Genomic DNA, 23,343 nt, shown 5'->3' on the forward strand with positions numbered 1-23,343 from the left:
ATAATTTCTTTGACAAAAACGGTGAACAGAATAAAGAACTCCTAGTATACTATCCTTTAATTGCACATCCGTGGGCTCAATCCTTGACAAAAAAGGTACGAGATTATTCCTCATACCTTTTTCAAGTAGATACTCAACACTTACACGATTTCGATATACCCATCTGTTCCATTCACTCGAATTCGTTGCCCATCTTTTATTAGCTTAGTAGCGTTTTCCACTCCAACAACTGCCGGTAAGCCATATTCACGTGCGATAACGGCTCCATGTGTCATCAGTCCACCAACTTCGGTGACAAGGGCTTTTATGGAAACAAACAATGGTGTCCAGCTTGGGTCAGTAAATGCTGTGACTAAGATATCTCCATCTTCTAGATAAGCATCTTCCATAGTTAAGATGATACGGGCACGTCCCTCTATAACTCCGGAAGAAACAGGTAGACCCACAATCGCATCGGCTGGGATATTTTCTCGTTTGTACTCACCTGTCATGATCTCACCATCAGACGTGATAACGCGTGGAGGTGTTAGTTTTTCATATAACTTGTAATCACTTTTTCGTTGGGTGATGATTCCGTAATCTAGATATTTTGTGCGAACGACTTCGCCGAGCTCTTCAAAAGTAAGATAATAGATATCTTCTTTTTCATGTAAAACTCCCTCTTGTTGGAGCTTTTCTGCTTCCTTCAGTAGAGCCTGCTTATATACAAAGTAGCGATTTACCATGCCGTATTTTGGGTATTCTCTGTAACCGCTGAAATTACGGATTAAGTCGATCTTTTGTTTTGTTTCTTTGACTTTTTGTTCACCATCCGGTAAATTTTTTAAAAGATCTATTAATTCCTTTTCTTTATCCAACGCAACACGCAGTCCTCGCTCAAATCTCCGATTGCTTTCATGAGGAATAAAGTTTTTGATATTACTTAGTATCATAGGCACAAGTGTAATTGGTTTTTCAATCCAACGAGTTTTCGTTATATCGATTTCTCCGGCGCACCTCATGCCGTATTTCTTGAGATACGTTCTTATTGCAACTTCGGTTTCCTGTCCACCTTCTAATTCACTTAATTTTTCCAGGAAGTGATCATCTTTTACATGTTGTAAATGCTCAATGACGTCTGGATAAGGACGAATCACATCTGCGAGGTCTAATAGTTCCAGTCCCATTTCTGAAGTAATATTATTTGGAACAGATTGAGAAAGTATATCTGCTACATTCTTTTCACCTAACCACTCCAGCATTTTTTCATTGATCCATGATGAAGCATTCATAGCAGCCATAATAACAGCCGAGCTTTGTGGATCAAATAAAATCTTCTTTAATTCCTGGATATCTTCCAAAATAAAATCAAATAATTCTGTTCCTGATTTCGTTTCGATGTTATGTTTTAACTCTTCTATCGATGTTTGATTTTTCTTTATTAAATCAGAAACGATTTTTGGATCGTTTTCGATTTGTGATTGAGGACCTGCTTTATTGGTATCACTAGGACCTGGTATATTTATTGGATCTGGTGACGTTTTTATAAAATCTTCTCGCCCAAGGACCGTCATGAGTGCATCTTTTATAAGAGGATCGGATTTTCCCAAAGCCTCTATCACCATTTTTCCTCTGACAGGTGAAGCTAAATTATTTGTCACATCAACGAACAACCTTCCACCAGCTGTACGCATAGGTGCAGGAGTTGTTAATAGGTAAAAAGATAATCCTAAAGGTTTCATTGGGTCAGTCATCATTTGTTGGTGACCAACAGATACATAGACGCGATTTTCTTTTGTCTCCTCTTCGGGAATCGGGTATAAAGTTGTGATCGGACGGCTCTGGACAATATAAAACGTTTCATCAACCAAACACCATTCAATATCTTGAGGGCTACCAAAATATGCTTCGATCTGCCTGCCGATGTGTGCTAGTTCTAAAATTTGTTGATCAGAAAGTGTTTGGGCTTTTTGCTGATTATGAGCGATTAGTTGTGTCTCTGTTCCGCCTTCTTTTCGTCCATACATCGCCAATTTCTTGGTTGCTATCATTTTATCAACGATTTGATCTTCCTGTACCTTATAACAATCTGCAGATACCAAGCCTGAGACCAGTGCTTCCCCCAATCCAAAACTTGCATCAATAGAAAGTAATTTTCGGTTGGAAGTAATCGGGTCAGCGGTAAATAAAATCCCTGAAGCCTGTGGAAAGACCATTTTTTGAATGATGACTGATAATAAAACTTTACTATGGTCGAATCTATTTTTCATCCGGTAGATGACCGCGCGCTCCGTAAATAGGGAAGCCCAACATTTGCTGATATGCTGCAAGATGGCGTCTTTACCAATGATATTTAAATAGGTGTCTTGTTGGCCGGCAAAAGAGGCATGCGGTAAATCTTCGGCAGTCGCACTAGAACGCACTGCATATGCGTGTTCCTCGCCGAACTTGGAGAGATAATGAGTAACTTCTTTCACAACATCTGAAGGGATTTCTACTTCCATTATGAGTTGTCGCATCTTACTGCTAATTTCACGAATTTGATCTCGATCTTCAACTTTTAGCGTTGCTAATTGATCCAATAGAGCATGGTACTTTTTGTTTTCATTGATGGCTTTTTGAAAACCTACTGTTGTAACACAATATCCTTTGGGAACTTGGATTCCTTGGATTTTTGATAATACCCCTAAATTTAACCCTTTACCGCCTACGAGCATAAGCTGCGATTTTTCGACCTCTTGAAAATCGAGTACCAAAGAACTCATTCCACATCTCTCCTAACGAATTATGTTCAATTGATTTTAGCAGTAGTAGATGGGAATAAAAAGTCTATTTCCGAATGTTTTTACGTGATATAATTGAGTTAGGAAGAGGTTGAAGAAAGAAGTTTTTTAGTGTGAGTATTTAAGGTATAGGGATTCTCTCTTCTGAAATATTTGGGTATAAAAAGGAATCCAAAGAAAACATGAAGAATTAAGACAACATCATGAATTGAAAATATGTAAAATAATAACAAAAACACTCACAAACGTTGATTAACAACACTAGTGAATGTTTTTATTTTATTTAACCTCCAAACGAACAACAAAACCGTTCCCATACTACTAAAATATTTCCTCTAAATCAATTTTGAATCCAACTAGGAACTTCGAAGTAATGATCCCATTCTTTGTTTTCATATCATGTTGATCATACATACTTTCGTCATTAAGAGCATAGACAGTGATTGAATGTAGCATCGGATTGACAATCCAGTATTCTTTAACGCCATAATTCATATAAAGATTTAATTTAGTAATTAAATCGTGCGATTGATTAGATGGGCTAAGGATTTCAACAATAAGATTTGGAACTCCAATATACCGTGATTCAGTAAAACCACTTTTTTCACAAATTACGCTTAGATCTGGTATGACAATTTTCGTTCCTTCTATGATTGCATTTTTTAATTCAATATCAAACGGAGCATGAAAAACTTCACAATGCTTTCCTTCAAGAAAATTGCCAAGCTTAATATGGAGTTTGCTAGAAATTCTTTGATGTTTTGTTGAAGGAGATGGAGACATATAGACGAAACCGTCAATATACTCTAAAAGATGTTCGGACTTCTCTCGAATTTCAAAATAGTCATCAATGGACATTGACTCATTTATGTACAAATTCATTCCAACCATCTCCTAAACGCATTCATTTTATTTATTTTATCATATTTCAAAAAGTGAAGAAATCAATACTAACACCTTTACATATTTACGTTAGAAATCTCATACCCACTTCAATGCATGGCTAATTTCATAAAAATATAAATGAATATGAAAAAGGCATGAGATTCCCCATACCTTTTAATCTTTGTGACAGCCTTCACAAGAAGCACTCCTACTAAATATTATTTTTAAATCCCTTACAACAATTCATTCCTCCAAACTAAAACCTTCTCTTCACGATATAGGTCAGCTTTATCCTGAGAGTTAAACAAGTTCATTTTGTATTTCACTACTTCTTTCGCTGCATCGATACATTCCGGATAAATCGCGTTTGGATCCCAGAGTTCGGTTGCTGCTAAAATTTCACGGCATTTTTTATAGAATGCGTATTTATAGTCTGATGAGATGTTTACCTTTTGAATTCCAATTCTGACTGCTTCGGCAATTTCCTCATCCGGATTCGCTGAGCCTCCGTGAAGGACGAGTGGAATATCTACCTCCTGTTTAATCGCCTGCAGTATATCCATACGGAGCTTTGGTTCCATATCTTTTGGATAGATGCCATGACATGTGCCGATCGCAACAGCCAATGTGTCGACACCTGTGCTTTCTACAAATTCCTTTGCATCTTCAGGTCTTGTGTAGATAACCTCTGACACGCCTCCTTCAACTGATGTTCCAGTGTTTCCAATTGTTCCTAGCTCACCTTCCACTGACACACCTAATGGATGGCTGATGTCGACGATTTCCTTTGTTAGTTTAATATTATCTTCTAATGGTAAAAGTGAGCCGTCAATCATCACTGAGCTGAAGCCGACCCGTATTGCCCTCATAATATCAGCTACATTTCCTCCGTGATCCAAGTGAAGAACAAATGGTACATGGCTGTTTTTAATTCTGTTTAACACATAACTGAAGAAGTCATCCTTTGTAAACTCTAATTCAGTTGGATGTACAGCAATAATAGCTGGCGAATTATTTATCTCTGCCTCCTCTACTACAACTCTTAGAAAATTACTATCTGCTACATTGAAAGCACCTACTGCAAATGTATGTTGCTTTGCCACTTCTAGTAACTGTTTCATATTTATTAACATTTTCTTCTCTCTCCTTTTATTATATAGATTTGTTTTCAGATCCGGATAATCGGATATAATATTTGACTAACTCTGTTCCCGCAGTAACTGTATGGTGGATTACATCAAAGTAACTCAGTTCCGGTTGCTCTCTTAAGTCATTTATTATTTGTTGTATCTGAGCATTCATAAAGTCTGAACCAACATTTATTTTATTGATCCCAAGCTCAATAGATTTTCTTATATTTTCTTCTCCACACCCTGAGCCTCCGTGGAGTACGAGCGGAATATTTGTTGCCTTTTTTATCTTTTCGACAATATTAAATCGAAATTCAGGTACATAGCCGTCAGGATAATTTCCATGACTTGAGCCAAAAGAGATGGCTAAAGCATCTACCCCAGTTTTTAATGCAAACTCAATTGCAGTATCAGGATTGGTATACATCTCGTCATCTGTCATATGGTCACTGGATATAGAGCCAATGCTTCCTACTTCCCCTTCTACACTGGCATCATAGGTTTGGGCGAATTCGACTATATTTCGGGTAATGTCAATGTTTTTCTCAATAGGATAGTTGGAAGCATCTATCATGACACTGGAAAATCCATCTTTTAAGCATCTTTTGACAAAGCCAATATCCTGGCCGTGATCTAAGTTTATTGCTACCTCCACACTTGCTGCATTTGCCATCTCAATGATTGGCTGTGTCAGAAGTTTGCTGCCTAAGTGGACCATCAGATGATCTTGAAGTAAATCAATGATAATCGGTGCCCTTAATTCCTGAGCTGCATCGATCACAGCTTTAGCCGTATCTAAGTTAAAACAGTTAATCGCCATAACCGCATATTTACCGGTATTTGCACGGTCAAGCATGCCTTTCATTGATACATACATATATATCGCTTCCAATCTATTAAATTGTTATTTTTATATCAGAAAGATCCATTTCTTCTTCCTCTGTCGTATCCTCAGCCAATTCATTTGCAGGTTCTTTCTTCCATAGAAACAGCATGACACCGGTAATGACTGAACCAATCAGTAATGCTAATAGGAACAGGAATGGGTGGGTCATTGCCGGAACAATAAACAATCCACCAGATGGAACGGGTGATCCCACACCCCACATCATCGAGAATCCGCCACCAATTGCAGCACCAGTAGTACAAGAAACAACAACTCTTACGATATCCACAGCAGCAATAGGAATGACACCTTCTGTAATCATACAAACTCCCATCGGAAAAGCGATTTTAATATTGTCTTCTTCCGATTTGGTGTAACGCTTTTTCCGTAGAGCTTTTGATAAAACCCAGGAAATTGCTACACCAAACGGAGGTACCATAGAAGCCAGTATTTTCACTGCTTCAGGTTCATAAATTCCCTCTAGTAAAAGGCCATCTGCAAACAATGAAGCCACTTTATTGACGGGTCCACCAAAATCAAATGCTGCCATTCCACCTAAAATAGCTCCAAAAACGAATCTCATCGACCCTTGCATACTTGTTAAAAAAGAAGTTAATCCATCTGTTGCCCATACAATTGGAACTCCAAGGATAAAGAACATCAGTAATCCGATCACGACGCTGGAAATCAGCGGAATAATCATCATTGGCATTAAGCCCTCTGCCCATTTCGGTACCTTTAAATGATTCTTAAGGAATAAAACGAAGTAACCTACGATGAATCCACCTAACATACCACCTAAGAATCCGGCTCCAATTGCATTTGCAATAAGCCCCATTAAAAGCCCCGGAGCGATACCCGGCCGATCAGCTATCGAGTAGGCAATCGCACCTGCAATAACAGGAGCAAGCAGTCCCATTCCAAGTACACCTAAAGAGACAAGTGCTGATGGAATTGAATAAGCTTCCTGATAATTTTCAATAACCGTTCCACCAGTTAGATTTCCAATCGCAATTAATAGTCCTGATGCAACAACAAGCGGTAACATAAAGGATATAGCGGTTAAAGCATGCTTCTTAATTTGAAGTTTTTTTAACATATAACAGACCTCCCTTATTGTTGTGTGTTCAGTTCAGCCTCAATCTTTTTGTATAATTGCTTCGGTGCCTTGATCGCAATATTTGTTGAGATTTCAATAATTTTCTTTCCTTTAAAACGTTCCTTCCCGCTAACTTTAATATCAGCAGCAATAATGACCAAGTCTGCTGCCGCAATTTCCTCTTTTGTTAACTCGTCTTCGATGCCAATCGTTCCCTGTGTTTCGATCCGAACTTTATGTCCGAATTCATGCCCTGCTTTAATTAGTTTTTCTTTCGCGATATACGTATGAGCAATACCAGATGTACAAGCAGAGATTCCAACAATATTCATAACAATTCCCCCTAATTATGTTTAGATAATAGATGTAAAAACTCTTTTTTGGTTTTTAATGTTTGAAACTGTTCGATGGTCTCTTCGTCTGATAATAAGACGGCCACTTTCTGAAGCAGCTTAATATGTGTTGTCGTTTTATCAGCATTTTTCACCGCGAATAAGATGATAATATTGATGGGATTCCCATCCATAGACTCCCATTCCACAGGCTCCTTTGTTCTTCCAATGGCAATAGAGGTCTTCAATACATAATCTGATTTGCCATGAGGAATGGCGATTCCTTTTTCTAAACCTGTAACTCCCTCATTTTCACGATACATCACATCCTGAATAAACCCTTCTTCATCATTAATGCAACCGTTTACAAATAAGAGGTTTGTTAGTTCCTCGATAACTTCAATCTTCGATGTTGCTTGTAAATCTAATTGAATGAGATCTTCTGATACAACTCTACTAAAATCTAATTCTTCCATCTTTATTTCCAATCTAAGAGCCTCCTTTTCTACTGATTAGGTTTGGGATAAAATCACTTGTTGCTTGTAATAATTTTTTATAAATTCATCGATCTTGTACTTATCCTCATCATTTAATATAGGACTGACAAGAATCGTTGGTTTATCGATAATGCTATGAGTTTTGACTGTGGAAATCACGAGTTCAACATCGTCATAATCACTTTGTTTAATCCGCTGTTGAGCGATAATCTTTTTCACAAGGATATTCGGAAAGCTTTTCTTGATTTTCCCGCTTAACAAATGTGAAGTACCAATACCACTTGTACACTCTATAAGGATTGGGATCTTATTGGCAAATCGTTCATCATAGGAAATTTGAAAATAAAGTGTGATATAGCCAATTTCTTCGTCTGTCAATTCTTTATCATAGATTTCATCTTTTGTTAATTCTTCAGTACTGTGTTTGACTAAGTTGAATATATTTGAAAAATTCGTTTTAATAGACTTTAAGATTGGGTTAATAATGTAAATGTGATGATCCAGACGGTATACCATACTGTGAAGATGCAGGGTCAAACGCTCTATTAAATCGTCATCCTCTATAAACTGATAGCCACTGTTTTCACTCACTTTTAAAATTAACTGCTGTGCCAATCTCTCAACATTTTTATTAAGGATCTTTTCAGTGTCATGATTTAATAAAAAACGGGAATTAAGTTTATAGGCTTTTAAAATATAGTAAAGATGATAAATTTCGGATTTTCTTAACTTAATGGAATAAGATGATTCAAGCTTTGCAACCAAATTCATCGTCATTTCATAGATAGATGATGGTTGATCCATTTCTTCATAAATCTTCTCTTTTTTCATTACAGGTTGAACATTATTCGTATGTTTTTCAATAATGGAAAGCAGTGAACAAAATAAAGTTAAATAGTATGGCTGATCTAATACCAAGTCATGATCCAATTGCATTTCGTGTAGAAGCTCTTTGATTTTTCTCAGGCTTTTGTTTATAACCTTTATATTTCGAATCGAATCAGGAATATCATATTGATTAAACGGATCTCCCGATTGTTTCAAATAACTTTCTATAATAACAGACATAATCCGATAGGTTGAAAGTTGATTTCCTTTCAAACATGTTCCGTCATTTTTTCTCGATAAACGCAAACCATAAGGCTTTATTTTGTTTTCAATATGCTTAAAATCATTCATGATGGAGCTCTGACTAACAAAGTAACGTTCTGATATTTTCTGGATGGATGTTTTACATGGTGTAATGGAAAGGAGAAATAGTAATAAATTTAGACGTCTTTCCTCGGGATGTTCAATTTGATCTTCTTCATTCCACTTACTTTCCTTAACCTCTTCAAGGCAGTATCCTGACTTCTCTTTTTTTCTTATTTTATACTGGGGAGAAGCCAATTCTAATAACTCTTGCATATCCCGGTAAATCGTTTTAGCTGATACAGAAAGCTCTGCAGCCAATTCAGAGGCTGTTACATATCGACTCTCCTTTCTCAGAATTTCAATGATTTTCCACTTACGTTCATTCAAGAAATTCTCACCTCATTTCGTCCTTGCTATGATCTTATCTTATCAACGTGTAAACGCATACACAATTACAAAATTGGTTTGGGATTTGTGTCCGTATTGGTGTGAGGGAGTGAATCATTTTTATAACATTATTTTTATTTAAGTGTCTTCCCTTTGATTTTATGGGAATTTATAATATATTTTAGAGTACAAAATTGGACAAACATGGATATGGTACAAATCGCTAGAGAACAGGAACGAACTGGAGTAGGCATTAAAGCGAAGGTGTTGATCAGGTTGAGTGTCCAAAATGTAAAGCATGTGTTTGAAATGTATCATCTGCGGACGAGAAAGGGTGGGAATGAAGTATAATGCAGAACAATACGGCTTTTTGGAAGAATTACTTAGCAAATGCACAGTTCGAATTATCGATTGCAGACAAAACAAAGGTACCTCTAACATGGAATGAAATCAATTACGAACCGGACTTTAATAAAATCTATTTTATATTGGATGGAGAGGGATTTTTAGAAATCAATGGCCAGAGGTATCTTCCACAGCCTGGAGAGTTATATCTGCTGCCTGCTGAAACGAAACAATCCTATGGTGTAGTAAATGAAAACACCTTTTTAAAATATTGGTGTCACTTTACTGCAAAGCTAGGTGATTTGCACCTATTTCATATTCTAAAGGCACCTGTATGTATTAAATCTGCCAACAAACAAGAATTACAAACTATTTTTAAACAGCTTATTTATCATTCAAGACAGGATTCCCTTTCAAGTGAATTTCGAGTGCATGCTTTACTATTACAATTGATTGCCAACATTCTAGAACATTATGAAATAGATCGATTACCAATTAACGATAATCCTTCATTCAAAAAAATGAATATTGTCCTAAATTATATTGAAACGAATTTGGATGGAAATATCACAATTGAACAATTAGCTCAAATTGCAAATTTCCACCCAAACTATTTCATCAAAGTATTTAAAGAGTTTACTAGCTATTCACCCATCCAATATATCAATCGTCGCCGAATGGAGAAGGCGAAGCATTTATTAACAACGACTGATTCCACCGTTTCTAACATTGCTGACACATTAGGTATGGAGGTTGCCTATTTTTCTAGGCTGTTTCGAGAACATACCGGTTTTACCGCCACTGCCTATCGTGAAATGGTGACCAATGTCTTCTAACATTGTTCGGCTTAAGGGTAAAATGTATTAACCTTGGTTGTTGTTGGGCACCAACGGCTATTAAATAAAAATTTAATTAGCACATCTTTAGCTTGTTCTGTATTGATATAACGTAATGCTTCTGCTGCATGGGCACGAACATAACGGTTCTCATCATTCAATGCAATCTCCAGCTGAGGGACGGCCTTTTCTGCCGAAGTTCCAAGACGTGATAAGGATAGACCTGCCATAAATCTAACTTGGACATCCTCATCCTTTAAGCAATGGCAAAGCCCCTCGACTACATCATCTGTTGGTTGTTGAATCATCCCTAATGCTTCAACAACAGCACGGCGTACCTTTTCAGAAGGATCTTTCAACAATTTAGTAAGAGCAGATACAGCTTCCCTTGCCTTTTCGCGCTGTTCTCCAAGTGCAAAAATAGTGTGGATGACTGTCTCAACTCGGCGGCTTTCTAAATTTTCCATTAATCTAGATATAACTTCTTTACTCGAAACAGATAAGCCATATGCAGCAAGACGAGATACCTTCACATCTTCACTTTGAATGGCATCGAATAATTCCTCATGCTTCCCTCTTCTGGCTAGCTCATACGCTGCATTCAGAGCAATTGGTTCAAAGTGATCCTGCAATTCCATCGTTAACTCTTTAATACTTGCTTCGTTGTTTGATTTTATATCAGTAATACTGCCAGTTTTTCCAGATAACCAGTTCCAAGTTTCCTCCCACATCACTTCATGATCTGCAAAAGGTGAATTCACTTTTTGTGGTTTTCTCCACGCAGCTTCAGTATTATTCCAGCTCGGTGCTTTAGGTGCTATTGTTCTCATAAACTCAAACTTTAGCATGTAACGTGGCTGTCCTAACAAATTAGGTGTGGAGCGATGCCATATATCGTAATGAATGAGTGCAAATGTTCCTGCATTTCCACTTGCTAATGCTTCTGATTCCATTTCATCCGCATCAAACACGCGGGATTCATAATTTTGCGTTCCGGGCATAATTCCAGTCGGCCCCAATTCTACTGGGGTATCTTGAGGGAAATACATAATCATCGCCCACCAAGGATGATGGTTCCTCATTCTTTCATAGCCCCAATAGCTGTCCTTATGCCATCCGCCTGGAGTTGAAACCGCATTAAAATGTCCGTGTCGGTGGGCATGGAGCATATAATTCGGACCAAGTACACTTGTTAAGGCACCTGTTATAACAGGGTGCTCAAATACACGTTGTAATTCTGGAACACGAGGTAATAAATTGTTACCTGGATTTCCCTCTTCCTCATATACAAGATTTAAGCTTTCCATTAGCGTATGATGAAAGTCCTCAGAAAAATCGGTCGTAAGAATTAAGAAACCATCTGTAATAAACTTTCGCATTTGCTCATCATTTAATAATAACGGTGTATTCGCTTCCATTTTTACTTATTACCTCCTCTTTTTATCTCCATTAAAGTATAAAATAGTAAACAATAAACCAACAGTCACAAAACTAAGTAGTATTTGCACAATATTAAGAATTTTATTCAGGTGTATTTTTTTGCTAACTATCTGAATAAAAAAGAGTAATAGTAGATGAATCAATTAAATGTTTTTTACCAAGCAGTTTAAGATTAGCAACATTTAATATCGTTCGATCTTTAAGTATGAAAGAATGTCCTTATGATAATGCAGTGGAAGAAGCTACGTTTTAATTCGATATAATTAGTGGTACAATTAGAATAAGAATCGTGAAGGGATGATGCAAATGAAAAACGAACGTGTTATATCTATTGAAGATAGTAACCCAAATTTCTCATTCACCATTGATGGTCTCTACTTTTTCCAAGGATTTCAAGTGATAGAGGCTTACAAGAATGAAGAATGTTATTATGCATTTTATTATAAAAATCAATTTCTTACCGGAAAAAAGACAACAAAAATCAAACGAAACTCAACACTTGCTAAAATTTTAACGCAAGGTGTATACATTCCTTCTCCTCACCCTCTGCTTGATTCCTTTACATCCAAGCATCCCTTGCAACAATTCCCAACATTAAACATAACTTGGAAAAAAATAAATAAAACCTACCCTAAAGCTGAAGCAGCATACATTTTAACCGCTTTTGATTGCTATATAAAAAAAGAAAAACTCCTTTCCATTGTGAAGGATATTTGTTTACAATTCCGTAGAGATGGAGATTTTCTTAACGCCTATCGCATCCTCCGACTAGTAGTAGAAAAATATCCTACTAATGAATGGGCTCACTCTTTAATTAGTCATCTTGATTATCATAAATACTCACTCCATTATCAATCTAATCCTGTAACACTTCTTAACTACGACCCTCTTTATGCCGAAAACCAGCTGTATTCAAACAAAGAAAGTGCTCAATCCTTTCATCTACTTCAGAAAAAATTACGTTCAGAATCAAGAGAACAGGAATGTCTCTCCTTATATTTCGATCGATTAACGAAAGAAACACACCACTTCAGTGAGCTTTTTCATGAATTTCTTGAATTATTATCTACCACTTATTCAGAACAAGAATCCTTCTCGATCCTACAGAGCCTTTACAAGGAAACCACCTCAACAGAAAACAAAGCAATGGTGCATATACAATTCCTTTCCATCTTATGGACATCAAAGCAGTACAAGGAAATTTTTACAGTACTCGCACAACATCAAGAGCCGTTATCAAAAGCTCAAATCGATTTATTCCTAAAAGCCCTCCATCATCTTGGTCCATCTTATTCCATCCCTTTTGAACTGATCAATACACGTAATCTAGTTCATGCAGTCAAGGAACAATTAGAACAGCTGATGCTCATCCTTATTCCAAGACTCTTTGAAAAAAATAATATTACCTATGTATATAAATGGCTAAAGCCTCTTCTCCATCTACCTTTAGCCTCTTTTCAGACCATTAAAATCATGTATCAAATTCAAGAAGAGCCTGACCAACAGTTCTATATGGGACAATTATATTATCAGCTAGACCAGCTGCCACAAGCAGTCGAATGCTTTCTCTGGGACATCGAGATGAATCCCTCCAGCTCTAAACCTATAAAGTGGTTAATAAAGGTATATCGTGAACTCGGTATGCTAGAAGAATCCAAATCCTATCAACACTTATACAAACTTGTTCAAAAAAGCTCATAAAGTGAAACTTCAATCGAAAAACAGAGGGACGGTTCTTATGTTTCATTTTAGATACAAGAGAACTATCCCTCTGTTTATCAAGGGGGTTCTTATACAGTGCTTTACTCATATCTAGTTCCCCGTTTCACTATTTGATTTGATTATAATCAGTTTTCTATGATAAAAAATAAAAAAATCCCGAATAATGGACTTTTTTATACGTGTCCATTATTCGGGATAAAGTTCAAAGCAAGGTTAACCATGCATTTTTTTTAAAAAAAGTTCTTTTATCTATATAATGAAGTATCAAAAAGAGCAACAGTTATCCGCGTCTTCCGCCTCTACCGCCCCGTTTTGATTCTGTACTACGTTTAAGAGTGGATAAATTCTCTTCACTACTTTTTAAAAAACGAGACATTTTATCTTCAAAATTTTCCTTCGGTTTGAAATTGCTTTTTGAACGGAAGTCTTTAGATTTGCTATCAGTTCTTCCCTGACGTGGTGGGCGTTGGGAATAAGAAGAGGTTTGTCCTTCTGGTTTATCAATAGCTTTTTTGATAGATAAGGCCGTTTTTCCGTCTTTCTCACTAATTATTTTCACTTCAACTTGGTCGCCTACTTTTAGATGATCATTAACATCTTTTACATAGCTATCCGCTACTTCACTGATATGCACAAGACCTGTTGAACCTCCGGGTAATTCTACGAAAGCTCCAAAATTAGTGATGCCTGTTACTTTACCTTGTACCTTGCTGCCTACTTCAATTGACATAAATATTATGTTCCCCCTTAATAATGTAAAAACAATTCATTATAACAAATTGAAGAAAATAATAATATCAATTAGAATTATTTTCCTCTTTTTTGATAATTCGTCACAATTTTTTGCACCTTCATTTGTTAAACGGTGCGTTGAGCTTCACAAATACCGCTTGAAGCACCTCTAATGATAGCAATATTAATTGCATATAAGGGTCCTATTACAAAAGTCTCTTATAACATCTAAAACTGACCTCTCATTTCTAATAATTTTATATTCTAACGGTTTTTGAGTAACACTTAATACTTCCCATCCTACAAATATTTTCTCTAATTTATTTATCTTTCCTTTTGTTTGAATATTTACCTCCATTAATGCCTCTAACTTTTCACATAAGATGGATTTTAAATCACGATATCTAGAATACCTGAGGAATATCAAATAGGAGACATACTACAATCATTTAGAGAACATATTTGTCAGTCAAATGCACGTATGAGTACACCCATACAAACTGTAAGACGATGCATGGTTTTTTATTTCCATTAATTTACATATAAATTTTTTTACATATAAATTTTAAAATTATATGGAGTCATAACGATATTAATTTAGTGTTAATAAAATTAATAATTTGAGAGGAAGATTTAAGTGAAAAAGTTAATTAGTTTTAGCAAATGACATTGGAGATATATTGTAGTTGCAGTTATTGCATTGTTAATTGGTGGTTCTTTCGGTCCTTCACAGTGTGCAGTACATGTAATGAATGATCATATTTTAGAGTTAAATGATGAAATCAATAATGGTAAAGATGAACTCAAAGTAGCAAAAGCTACATAGAAATATATAACCACCTGATTCCGCTCAATTATTCTCCTCCTCAAAAACAAAACATTTGTTTTCGCTTATAAATACTATAAACAAACAGATGTATATTTTTCCTATATTAACTTATTTTAGCCATCATTATCAATAATTTTTTATATAAAATATTTCCTAGGCAACCGCAACAATTTACATTTTATAACAAGAATTAATAGGATTCGAGTTTTTCAATTAGTCCACGACTTATTTTGTTAATACACAGTCACAAAAATGGGTAAAAAACCTCCAAACATTTCTGTGAAAACAAATTCAAACACATGATCTCCTTACAATATTGAAATAAAGTCTCTACTTCTTGTTTTACCAATTTCCTCTTCCCATTCCGGTATTTGTCTCATAAAGATATGTTTTTTGGTTATATTAATTGATTTAAATTGTAGTGCTTACTCTTTTTGGAATTACAAAGATAACTTATCTTCTCTAAATTCATTAACTTACAATAGTATTTTTTGCTTATGCTTCATATAAGTTATTGAGAAAAGATGTGAAATTTTCTGAAATTAAATTAATGTACTCATCTTTTAACTCATTATCTTCTTCAAAGTAATCCATATCACAAAAATACACTTGATCCTTCTCACCAATTATCAAACAAATCAAGCTATCAGCAGGATCTAAACCAATTGGAATTAAATTAGGAGGAACTATCTTGCTTAAAGTATACTTCTCATAAAAGTTCTTTAAATTTGAATCGGTTTCTTCTGAAATTGGTAGAAACAACATTACTGAGGATGTAATAGTTCCATCAGCAGTTTTAAATCTTCTTTTCTCAGGTTTACCACCATTTTTGTGTAGCAAAAACTTCTTATAATCTTCCGAGAGATTTACGTTATATTCATTCTCGAAAGCCTCAATATCATTATCTAAAATTGGTTCAAATGAAAATTCAAATTTTGTTTCCAATAAAATCACTTCCTACTCCATTAAATATTATTATAACGAATATAATCTGTCTAATTTATACAAAAATACAAAAAGCACCTAATGCTTAAAATGCATTTTAGTGCTTTATGCTTTGAATATTTTAGTGTATTAGACTACAAATAGTAACACTTCAATAATAAGGGTATCATTAATCCCAGTTATCAATTGCCTCTTGAAAGTTATCTTGTAAATATTCAATAAAAGTTGTGTATCTAGTTACTTCTCGTTTACTTATATCATCCCATCGAACAACATTATATTTCTCTAAAGTATTTAAGCAATAAACAAATTCATCGACACTCTCTAAAACAATATATTTATTTGGTAAACCTAATTTTCTATACCGTTCTGTACTTTCAACAACAGATGCGTAATCTGCTCCCTCAACTCCATTTATGTCAACCCCACAAATTCCTCCAGAGCCATATTTTTTAACGAAGTCTTTATATTCTGTTGGAAAACTAACCTCTAAGGTTCTTTCTGCTTTTTTTATATGATCATCAGAAACCTCTCCAATAAAGTCCCCTTTTTCTATATATTCATTAATCATCTCTTCAAGTTTTTTATTCATGTTTAGTTTCACCTCATTCTAGGTTATTTGAACGCCATTTCCAGTACTTCTTTCTAAAATTGTTAAATTGTTTATCTAAGACCTCATCATTTCTAAAACTATCACCATTTTTAATTAAACCATGTAATATTTTTTTATAATCATCATGAGTTGTTGCAATTATCTCAACCATATTACCTGATTCCTTTTTAATTATGTGATGAAGTTCAATTTGTGCTTCTTCACCATTCTTGTCAATTACATATGGCGGTCGACCTTTTGCAACAAGCTCTCTATTTGACAAACCCTTGGTTTTTGGAGTATAATCAAAATCGATATCAATTTTCTGATATACACGTCTTGAGATATCCATTTCTTTCCCGCCAACTTTGACCGTTCCTTCAATCTCTATTGCTTTATAATTGTCACCTAGCCATTCAAGTTCTACTTCTCTTCCTACTAAACTAGATTTCTTCGCAGTCCCCTTACTACCACCCATATTCTTCCCAAAAGAAAACTTCGAAGTAACTTCTTCAATCCTCTTACTAACTTCCTTTGAGTTCATCACGTTGGATAGAATCGGCTTTACCCCATCTGCCCCAGCATACGCAAAATTCATAATCTGATTCCCTAAAAGACCCTGCATGCCACCTCTTACTTCATCATAGACATACCGCGCACCAGATTTCGTCTTTGTAGCTAGTTTATGTAACTGGTTAAGTGTTTCCTCTTTTACTAGTTTACCATTTTTCACTAAAGATGGCACGAATGGTGAAGCAACTAAGGAAGCTCCTAAGATACTATTATATAAACTAGATTGTCTTTGAACATCTGTTAGCTCGTTCCCAAACATGTCTTTCCCAGTTATGTACTCACTAAGTCCATTTGCTGAAGCGAGTCCGTAGATTCCTAGTTCTGCTTTTTGGAGATTAGAGAACGTGCTGGTTGTTTTGTATACACTTAGTGCTTGTTCGGCACTGTTCATTCCTTTGGCGGTTTTGTAGATTGCACTTCCACCTTTGAAGAGTCTTCCTCCCCAGCCTACAACCGGGATGAATCCTGCGGCCCCCATGGCGCCAGCGGCTACTCGTTGGCCGTCTGTTAGTTCTTCTCCTGTTACGGGATCAACACCATCTTTTGCACGGAGAAAATCGTAATACCCTGTTGCTTCTCCTGTGAACGTTTTGACAGTATCCCATGCTTTTTCGTAAATCGGACGGTTTTCTAGTTCTTCTGCCTTTTTTAACTCTTCTCTAATTTTTTCCTGATCTTCTTTAAATGAAAGGTAGTCGTCTGCGTATTGCTGAACCTCATCTGAAAGTTGATAGGCTTCACTCGCTTTGTAAGCTTGAGCATCAAAGTTTATAGGAGAAATGGTGTTGCCTTGTGCTGTTGCTTCTAACAGTTGTTGAAAAAGAGCACCTACATGGAATTCTGCACTTTCTGATACCTTATATTCCTCTAGTAATTGCTGATCCAATGCATCAACGTCCTTGATGGTGTTTTCTCTCTTTTTCTTTGCATCATCCATTGCGGTATTGAAATCATCAGCTGAAAATGCTTCGAGATTAACAATATCGTCAATACCATCAATAATTTTCTGTAGATCTTCCCGTTGGCTCTCGACCATTGCGATATGGTTCGAAGCATGGATAGATAGATCAGTTTCTAGAAAGTTGACGTCTACCACTGTGTCACCTGATAAATCAATATCCGCTATAGCTCCTGACACACCATTTAGAAAAGCAATTTGCATGTCAATTAATCGTAGCAAGGCTTCAGCTACATCAATTTGGGCTTGATAAAATCCTTTGGTTTAAAGCATAAAATTTAATACAAAAAGCACTTGTTGTCTTTTCGGACAATCAAGTGTTTTACTGAGAACTTTAAAAATTGTTTTACTAGATAATAAGTGTTTAGTTGTCGTTCTATTTCTTATTTTCTCTCATCTAACTTTTGCTTCAAATATTCAGCAATTTCAGTTTGACCAAATTCTCTAGCATATTCATAAGCATCCATATCCTTCATACTTTCTCCAGTATATCGTACTGAAATATCTATTCCAGAATCAACTAATAACTCAACTACTTCTTTATGCCCACCATAAATTGCTCCAAACAATGGATTTCTTTTAGCTAAACTCTCATCTAATTCTGCGCCAGACTCTATTAGATATTTTACTATTTCTAATCGTCCTGCTTCTGCTGCCAAATTTAATGCCGAAGCATCAAAAGTACCACCTTTGGCATCAATATCTATACCTTTATCGATTAGAAATTCAACTATTTCAACGTGTCCTTGCTTTGCAGCTACGTGTAACCAAGTACCGAATGCAGTCATTGTATTTAATATTTCTTTATCATTTCCTATTAATTGCTGGACTTCTCTAATATCCCCCAATTTAATAGCATTCCTTATTGCTTTGTTTAAACTTTTTTTATCCAAACAGTCCCTCCACAATTTTATTATCTTCTACTAGCTAATACACCTAATTCTTCCAAGGCTTCAACAATCTCTTAAAGTCACCACCCCCAGCTTCAACAGTCTTTAAATGATTCACCACATTCTCCAAAGTATCCAAACTATGTTGCCCTATTACAGCATTTGGTGCCCAAACTAGTTTTTCCTTACCAATTATTTGGTCTATACCATACCTTCTTAATAATTCTTGACCCTCTTGGACAAGTTGTTGTTGGGCTTAACCAAGACCTTTTTTAAATAGAATATGATGTGCATGTGGGTTGATCATTCCTGCAGGTGGATCACCAATTAATTTTCTAAGATACTTACCAAAATCAATCTTCATTAATGCTTCATTATATTCTTATGAAGTTAGTACCTTAGTAAAATAACAAATTGATCTCGCTGATAATTATTCAAACTTAATAAAAACACCTGTTGCTTAAAAGGCAATCAGGTGCTTTCTTCTTTGCTTTATAGTGTATTGAATACTAATATCAAATTTAATTTCATATATTTTCAACTGTACTTTCTTTGTTTCTATTCAAGTATCTTTAAAAATTCATTAAAATTATCTGCCACATTATATGTAATAGGGTCAAATTCACCGGATTCCTCATGAGACCATATACAAACAGAAGGATTATTTTTATCTGTCCTAAAATCTAAGCATACAAAGTCACCTGCAAATACACTAGCTATTGGCAATAGCTCTGCTCCAAGTAAGTCTTCGTTATCAGTTAACCTTTCCCCTATTTGTGAAAAAACAACATCTATGTCATAAATTCCCTTTGGGTTATTCTCAATATCATCTAATATACATAAAAATCTTTCTATGGCATATCCACGGTCGTTATACTCAAATGTTGCTTCCTCAACTTCTACTCCATTATTTTCTTTTATAAATTTTAAAAAGGACTCTGGTAATGTAAGTCTCCAGTACTTTTCATGTTTTTTTATTAATTCCTCCGTAGGCAATGGTTTTACTATAGTTTCATGTTTAATTTTCATAGTTCTTCCCCTTTCTATACAATAAGCTATCTCGGAGCATCTGCCCACATTCCAGTAGATCTACCACCATTATGAATAGTTATATTGTGTATTCCAAAAGGAACTAACTCCATTTTACCTGGAACTTCTGTATGATGCCATGTCATACCTTCTGGTCTTCCACCAATTACATCATCTAACCATTCAAATTGTTCCTCGTCGGATTTCAACCAGAGTCTTTCTGGTAAATCTTTAGTTTCTACCACAAGTCCAGCGCTCTTGAAATCAGCAAAACCATACCTCATTCCATCAGCTTTATTAACATTAACTTTAGGAATTAGACCATCTTCAATTGCTTTTTCCTTTATTAACTTTCTTTGGCGAGCAGTTAAATACTCTCCACCATGAAATGACTTATTCCATGACCAAGTTTTGTTTGTTTGAATTTTTTCACTGTATAGTCTTGCAAAATCATCAACAACATCATCAAAAGATTTAGTACCATCAATGAACTCTTCAATGTTTTTTAAATTAACATTACCAGTAACTTTAGTTACAACCCCTTCAGAACCCTTACTACCACCAAAATTTTTCCCAAAAGAAAACCTCGAAGCAACCTCTTCAATCCTCTTTTTAATTTCCTTTGAATTCATCACATTGGACAGTAGTGGTTTTACTCCATCTGCCCCCGCGTATGCAAAATTCATATTCTGATTTCCAAAAAGAACCTGCATGCCACCTCTTACTTCATCATAGACATACCGCGCACTAGCTTTCGTATTTGTCGCTAGCCTATGCATCTTGTTAAGTGTTTCCTCTTTTACTAGTTTACCATTTTTTACGAGTGCTGGCACGAATGGTGAAGCGACTAAAGAGGCTCCTAAGATACTATTAAATAAACTCGATTGTCTTTGGACATCCGTTAGCTCATTCCCAAACATATCTTTTCCTGTGATATATTCACTAAGTCCATTTGCGGAAGCGAGTCCGTAGATTCCTAGTTCTGCTTTTTGGAGATTTGAGAACGTACTGGTTGTTTTGTAAACAGTTAGTGCTTGTTCGGCGGTGTTCATTCCTTTGGCGGTTTTGTAGATTGCACTTCCGCCTTTGAAGAGTCTTCCTCCCCAGCCTACAACCGGGATGAATCCTGCGGTGGCCATGGCACCAGCGGCTACTCGTTGACCATCTGTTAGTTCTTCTCCGGTAACGGGGTCAACACCATCTTTTGCACGGAGAAAATCATAATATCCTGTTGCTTCTCCCGTGAACGTTTTGACAGTATCCCATGCTTTTTCGTAAATCGGACGGTTTTCTAGTTCTTCGGCTTTTTTTAACTCTTCTCTAATTTTTTCCTGATCTTCTTTAAATGAAAGGTAGTCGTCTGCGTATTGCTGAACCTCATCTGAAAGTTGATAGGCTTCACTCGCTTTGTAAGCTTGAGCATCAAAGTTTATAGGAGAAATGGTGTTGCCTTGTGCTGTTGCTTCTAACAGTTGTTGAAAAAGAGCACCTACATGGAATTCTGCACTTTCTGATACCTTATATTCCTCTAGTAATTGCTGATCCAATGCATCAACGTCCTTGATGGTGTTTTCTCTCTTTTTCTTTGCATCATCCATTGCGGTATTGAAATCATCAGCTGAAAATGCTTCGAGATTAACAATATCGTCAATACCATCAATAATTTTCTGTAGATCTTCCCGTTGGCTCTCGACCATTGCGATATGGTTCGAAGCATGGATAGATAGATCAGTTTCTAGAAAGTTGACGTCTACCACTGTGTCACCTGATAAATCAATATCCGCTATAGCTCCTGACACACCATTTAGAAAAGCAATTTGCATGTCAACAAGACGAAGCAGGCCATCTGCTACATCTATTTGCGCCTGATAAAACCCTTTTATGGCGTCCGCCCCTTTACCTTGCAAGGCGTCATCTAACTGAGTGATATCTGTAAATTCCTTTTTTAATGTGTCAATTTTATCGCGAAAATCAGTGTACACTTTCGCCCTGTCTTCCATTGTTTCTATTAATGTCTTTGTCTCTAATACTTTCAAGTCGCCATCATCCCTCACTTCCTGGTTTTTTATGTATAATCATGGCTAGTGAGTTAGTATCGTTTTATATTCGTCTTTGATCAAAATGTCACACTTATTACATATAACATATTTATCCATTTTAGTGGATCATTTCATATAAATGTAAATGAAATCAAAACTATATACTCACTTTCTCCTTTGTCTACAGGAAATACTTCATGGTCGAAACTTGAAAATATAGAGAGTATAGTACTATGTTTAACATCATATTTTATTAGTCTTTACCTCTACATAAGACAAAAAAATACGAGACTAACATTTAGCCTCGCAATTAAACTATGATTTTAAATTATTATTAGGATTTCCATCAGCATCAGAACGTAAATAACCTCCACCATCTGCTTCAGTTAAGTTGACCGCAGTATTTCCATCTCCATCTCTCCAATAGCCGTCAATCCATACACCATCACGCCAATGGCCTTCAACCCAGTGAGGTTTTACATGATGTGTTCCTGGTTGTTCTGTCGTATCAACAGAAGTTGCCACATGTGGTTGAACCTGATGTACATTGGATGTTCCCTCTGTTCCGCCTTCAGCCATATTCTGATTATTTGTAACTGGGTCACCACCGTCAACTCCATCAACTAAATCAATAACTCCAACAGCAAGTGTACCTATTGCTACTGTTCTGCCAATATCTCGTAAACCTTGTTTAATTTTTGTATCATCACCATCTCTAAATCCCTCATATGTAGATTTACCACTATGATAAGTATTTTTGGCAGTATGATATACACCCTTTGCCGTTCTACCTACTGAATCACCCATATCATTTAATCCTTGATCAATTTTAGATTTATCGTCCTGGATCATACCTGATGCAGTATTCCAAGCTCCATCTGCGATTTGACCAACTGTATCCCCAGCAAATTCAGATGCCTTTTTAACCCCATCTCCAACTTCCTTAATAAATTTGCTGCCTGTTACATCTCCAACAACATTAACCGCACCACCAATAACTGTTCCTGTTGCTTTTCCAGCAAATTTCCCTAAATCTCTTAAAAACCCCATATTTATTCCTCCTCTTTATATATTCACTAACAAAAAAAGACCCACCTAAATAGGTGGATCAACATTATGTATTGACGTCCATCTTTTAGGCGACTCGGCCACCATAGCATTTGCTTTAGGTCCGTAGTTTTGCGTCCCTACCTTTCGATAGGTTTGCCGTTTTCTAATAGTCTATAAGTTATAGGTTCATTTTACTATTAAATAGGTAAAAATCAACATCGAAATGCTAAAAACAATTATTTTGTTAAGTG

General features: G+C 35.9%; 20 protein-coding genes, 1 pseudogene and 1 riboswitch. Of the genes and pseudogenes, 3 read left to right on the forward strand and 18 right to left on the reverse strand.

Annotated features, from left to right (window positions below; genetic code table 11):
* Nucleotides 1-140 precede the first annotated feature (140 nt).
* From ppsA to LC095_RS04940, 8 genes are all read right to left on the reverse strand, one after another.
* Complete coding sequence (ppsA, locus tag LC095_RS04905) at nt 141-2,744, reverse strand: phosphoenolpyruvate synthase (protein ID WP_226527092.1); 2,604 nt, start codon at nt 2,742-2,744, stop codon at nt 141-143.
* A 339-nt stretch (nt 2,745-3,083) separates the two neighbouring features.
* Entirely contained in the window at nt 3,084-3,644 is a 561-nt protein-coding gene (locus LC095_RS04910) for a Uma2 family endonuclease (RefSeq protein WP_226527093.1), read from the reverse strand.
* A gap of 236 nt (nt 3,645-3,880) precedes the next feature.
* Complete coding sequence (locus LC095_RS04915; RefSeq protein WP_226527094.1) at nt 3,881-4,780, reverse strand: ketose-bisphosphate aldolase; 900 nt, start codon at nt 4,778-4,780, stop codon at nt 3,881-3,883.
* Between the two features lie 19 nt (nt 4,781-4,799).
* Nucleotides 4,800-5,654 carry a class II fructose-bisphosphate aldolase gene (locus tag LC095_RS04920; RefSeq protein ID WP_226527095.1) on the reverse strand — a complete coding sequence of 285 codons (855 nt, stop codon included), beginning with the start codon at nt 5,652-5,654 and terminating at the stop codon, nt 4,800-4,802.
* A 19-nt stretch (nt 5,655-5,673) separates the two neighbouring features.
* Nucleotides 5,674-6,762, reverse strand: coding sequence for a PTS fructose transporter subunit IIC (locus LC095_RS04925; protein WP_226527096.1), 1,089 nt, complete (start codon nt 6,760-6,762; stop codon nt 5,674-5,676).
* A gap of 14 nt (nt 6,763-6,776) precedes the next feature.
* Complete coding sequence (locus LC095_RS04930) at nt 6,777-7,094, reverse strand: PTS fructose transporter subunit IIB (RefSeq protein WP_026561901.1); 318 nt, start codon at nt 7,092-7,094, stop codon at nt 6,777-6,779.
* Between the two features lie 11 nt (nt 7,095-7,105).
* Nucleotides 7,106-7,576 carry a PTS sugar transporter subunit IIA gene (locus tag LC095_RS04935; RefSeq protein WP_226527128.1) on the reverse strand — a complete coding sequence of 157 codons (471 nt, stop codon included), beginning with the start codon at nt 7,574-7,576 and terminating at the stop codon, nt 7,106-7,108.
* A gap of 30 nt (nt 7,577-7,606) precedes the next feature.
* On the reverse strand, nt 7,607-9,112 hold the full coding sequence (locus tag LC095_RS04940; RefSeq protein WP_226527097.1) for a BglG family transcription antiterminator: 1,506 nt from the start codon (nt 9,110-9,112) through the stop codon (nt 7,607-7,609).
* 204 nt (nt 9,113-9,316) lie between these two features.
* Here LC095_RS04940 and LC095_RS04945 point away from each other — a divergent pair, with 204 nt between their 5' ends.
* Both LC095_RS04945 and LC095_RS04950 read left to right on the forward strand, forming a co-directional pair.
* Nucleotides 9,317-9,463, forward strand: coding sequence for a hypothetical protein (locus LC095_RS04945; protein ID WP_226527098.1), 147 nt, complete (start codon nt 9,317-9,319; stop codon nt 9,461-9,463).
* Entirely contained in the window at nt 9,463-10,293 is an 831-nt protein-coding gene (locus LC095_RS04950) for an AraC family transcriptional regulator (protein WP_226527099.1), read from the forward strand. The genes LC095_RS04945 and LC095_RS04950 overlap by 1 nt, the downstream gene beginning before the upstream one ends.
* A gap of 11 nt (nt 10,294-10,304) precedes the next feature.
* Here the strand turns inward: LC095_RS04950 and LC095_RS04955 are convergent, their stop codons facing one another.
* Nucleotides 10,305-11,711: a HEAT repeat domain-containing protein gene (locus LC095_RS04955; RefSeq protein ID WP_226527100.1), complete on the reverse strand. Its 1,407-nt coding sequence runs from the start codon at nt 11,709-11,711 to the stop codon at nt 10,305-10,307.
* A gap of 328 nt (nt 11,712-12,039) precedes the next feature.
* Between LC095_RS04955 and LC095_RS04960 the strand changes: the two genes are divergently transcribed.
* A complete protein-coding gene (locus LC095_RS04960) occupies nt 12,040-13,434 on the forward strand; it encodes a hypothetical protein (RefSeq protein ID WP_226527101.1) in 1,395 nt (464 codons plus the stop codon).
* 301 nt (nt 13,435-13,735) lie between these two features.
* On the opposite strand, the gene LC095_RS04965 is transcribed toward LC095_RS04960, so the two are convergent.
* From LC095_RS04965 to LC095_RS05000, 9 genes and pseudogenes are all read right to left on the reverse strand, one after another.
* Nucleotides 13,736-14,185, reverse strand: coding sequence for a S1 domain-containing RNA-binding protein (locus tag LC095_RS04965; RefSeq protein WP_078433858.1), 450 nt, complete (start codon nt 14,183-14,185; stop codon nt 13,736-13,738).
* A gap of 1,326 nt (nt 14,186-15,511) precedes the next feature.
* Complete coding sequence (locus LC095_RS04970; protein WP_226527102.1) at nt 15,512-15,961, reverse strand: SMI1/KNR4 family protein; 450 nt, start codon at nt 15,959-15,961, stop codon at nt 15,512-15,514.
* 169 nt (nt 15,962-16,130) lie between these two features.
* Nucleotides 16,131-16,553 carry an SMI1/KNR4 family protein gene (locus tag LC095_RS04975; RefSeq protein WP_078433853.1) on the reverse strand — a complete coding sequence of 141 codons (423 nt, stop codon included), beginning with the start codon at nt 16,551-16,553 and terminating at the stop codon, nt 16,131-16,133.
* Nucleotides 16,554-16,566: 13 nt separating this feature from the next.
* Nucleotides 16,567-17,517, reverse strand: a complete 951-nt coding sequence (locus LC095_RS27035; protein WP_319005762.1) for an HNH/ENDO VII family nuclease — start codon at nt 17,515-17,517, stop codon at nt 16,567-16,569.
* Nucleotides 17,518-17,556: 39 nt separating this feature from the next.
* A pseudogene (locus LC095_RS26745) lies at nt 17,557-18,333 on the reverse strand (T7SS effector LXG polymorphic toxin); the annotation flags it as partial.
* A gap of 134 nt (nt 18,334-18,467) precedes the next feature.
* Entirely contained in the window at nt 18,468-18,977 is a 510-nt protein-coding gene (locus LC095_RS04985) for an ankyrin repeat domain-containing protein (protein ID WP_226527103.1), read from the reverse strand.
* A 555-nt stretch (nt 18,978-19,532) separates the two neighbouring features.
* Nucleotides 19,533-20,003, reverse strand: a complete 471-nt coding sequence (locus tag LC095_RS04990; RefSeq protein ID WP_226527104.1) for an SMI1/KNR4 family protein — start codon at nt 20,001-20,003, stop codon at nt 19,533-19,535.
* Between the two features lie 26 nt (nt 20,004-20,029).
* Complete coding sequence (locus LC095_RS04995; RefSeq protein WP_226527105.1) at nt 20,030-22,039, reverse strand: T7SS effector LXG polymorphic toxin; 2,010 nt, start codon at nt 22,037-22,039, stop codon at nt 20,030-20,032.
* A 318-nt stretch (nt 22,040-22,357) separates the two neighbouring features.
* Nucleotides 22,358-23,092, reverse strand: a complete 735-nt coding sequence (locus LC095_RS05000) for a hypothetical protein (protein WP_226527106.1) — start codon at nt 23,090-23,092, stop codon at nt 22,358-22,360.
* Between the two features lie 85 nt (nt 23,093-23,177).
* Nucleotides 23,178-23,260: riboswitch (cyclic di-GMP riboswitch) on the reverse strand.
* Nucleotides 23,261-23,343: the final 83 nt, after the last annotated feature.

Source organism: Metabacillus niabensis (assembly GCF_020524345.1).
GTDB lineage: Bacteria > Bacillota > Bacilli > Bacillales > Bacillaceae > Metabacillus > Metabacillus niabensis_B.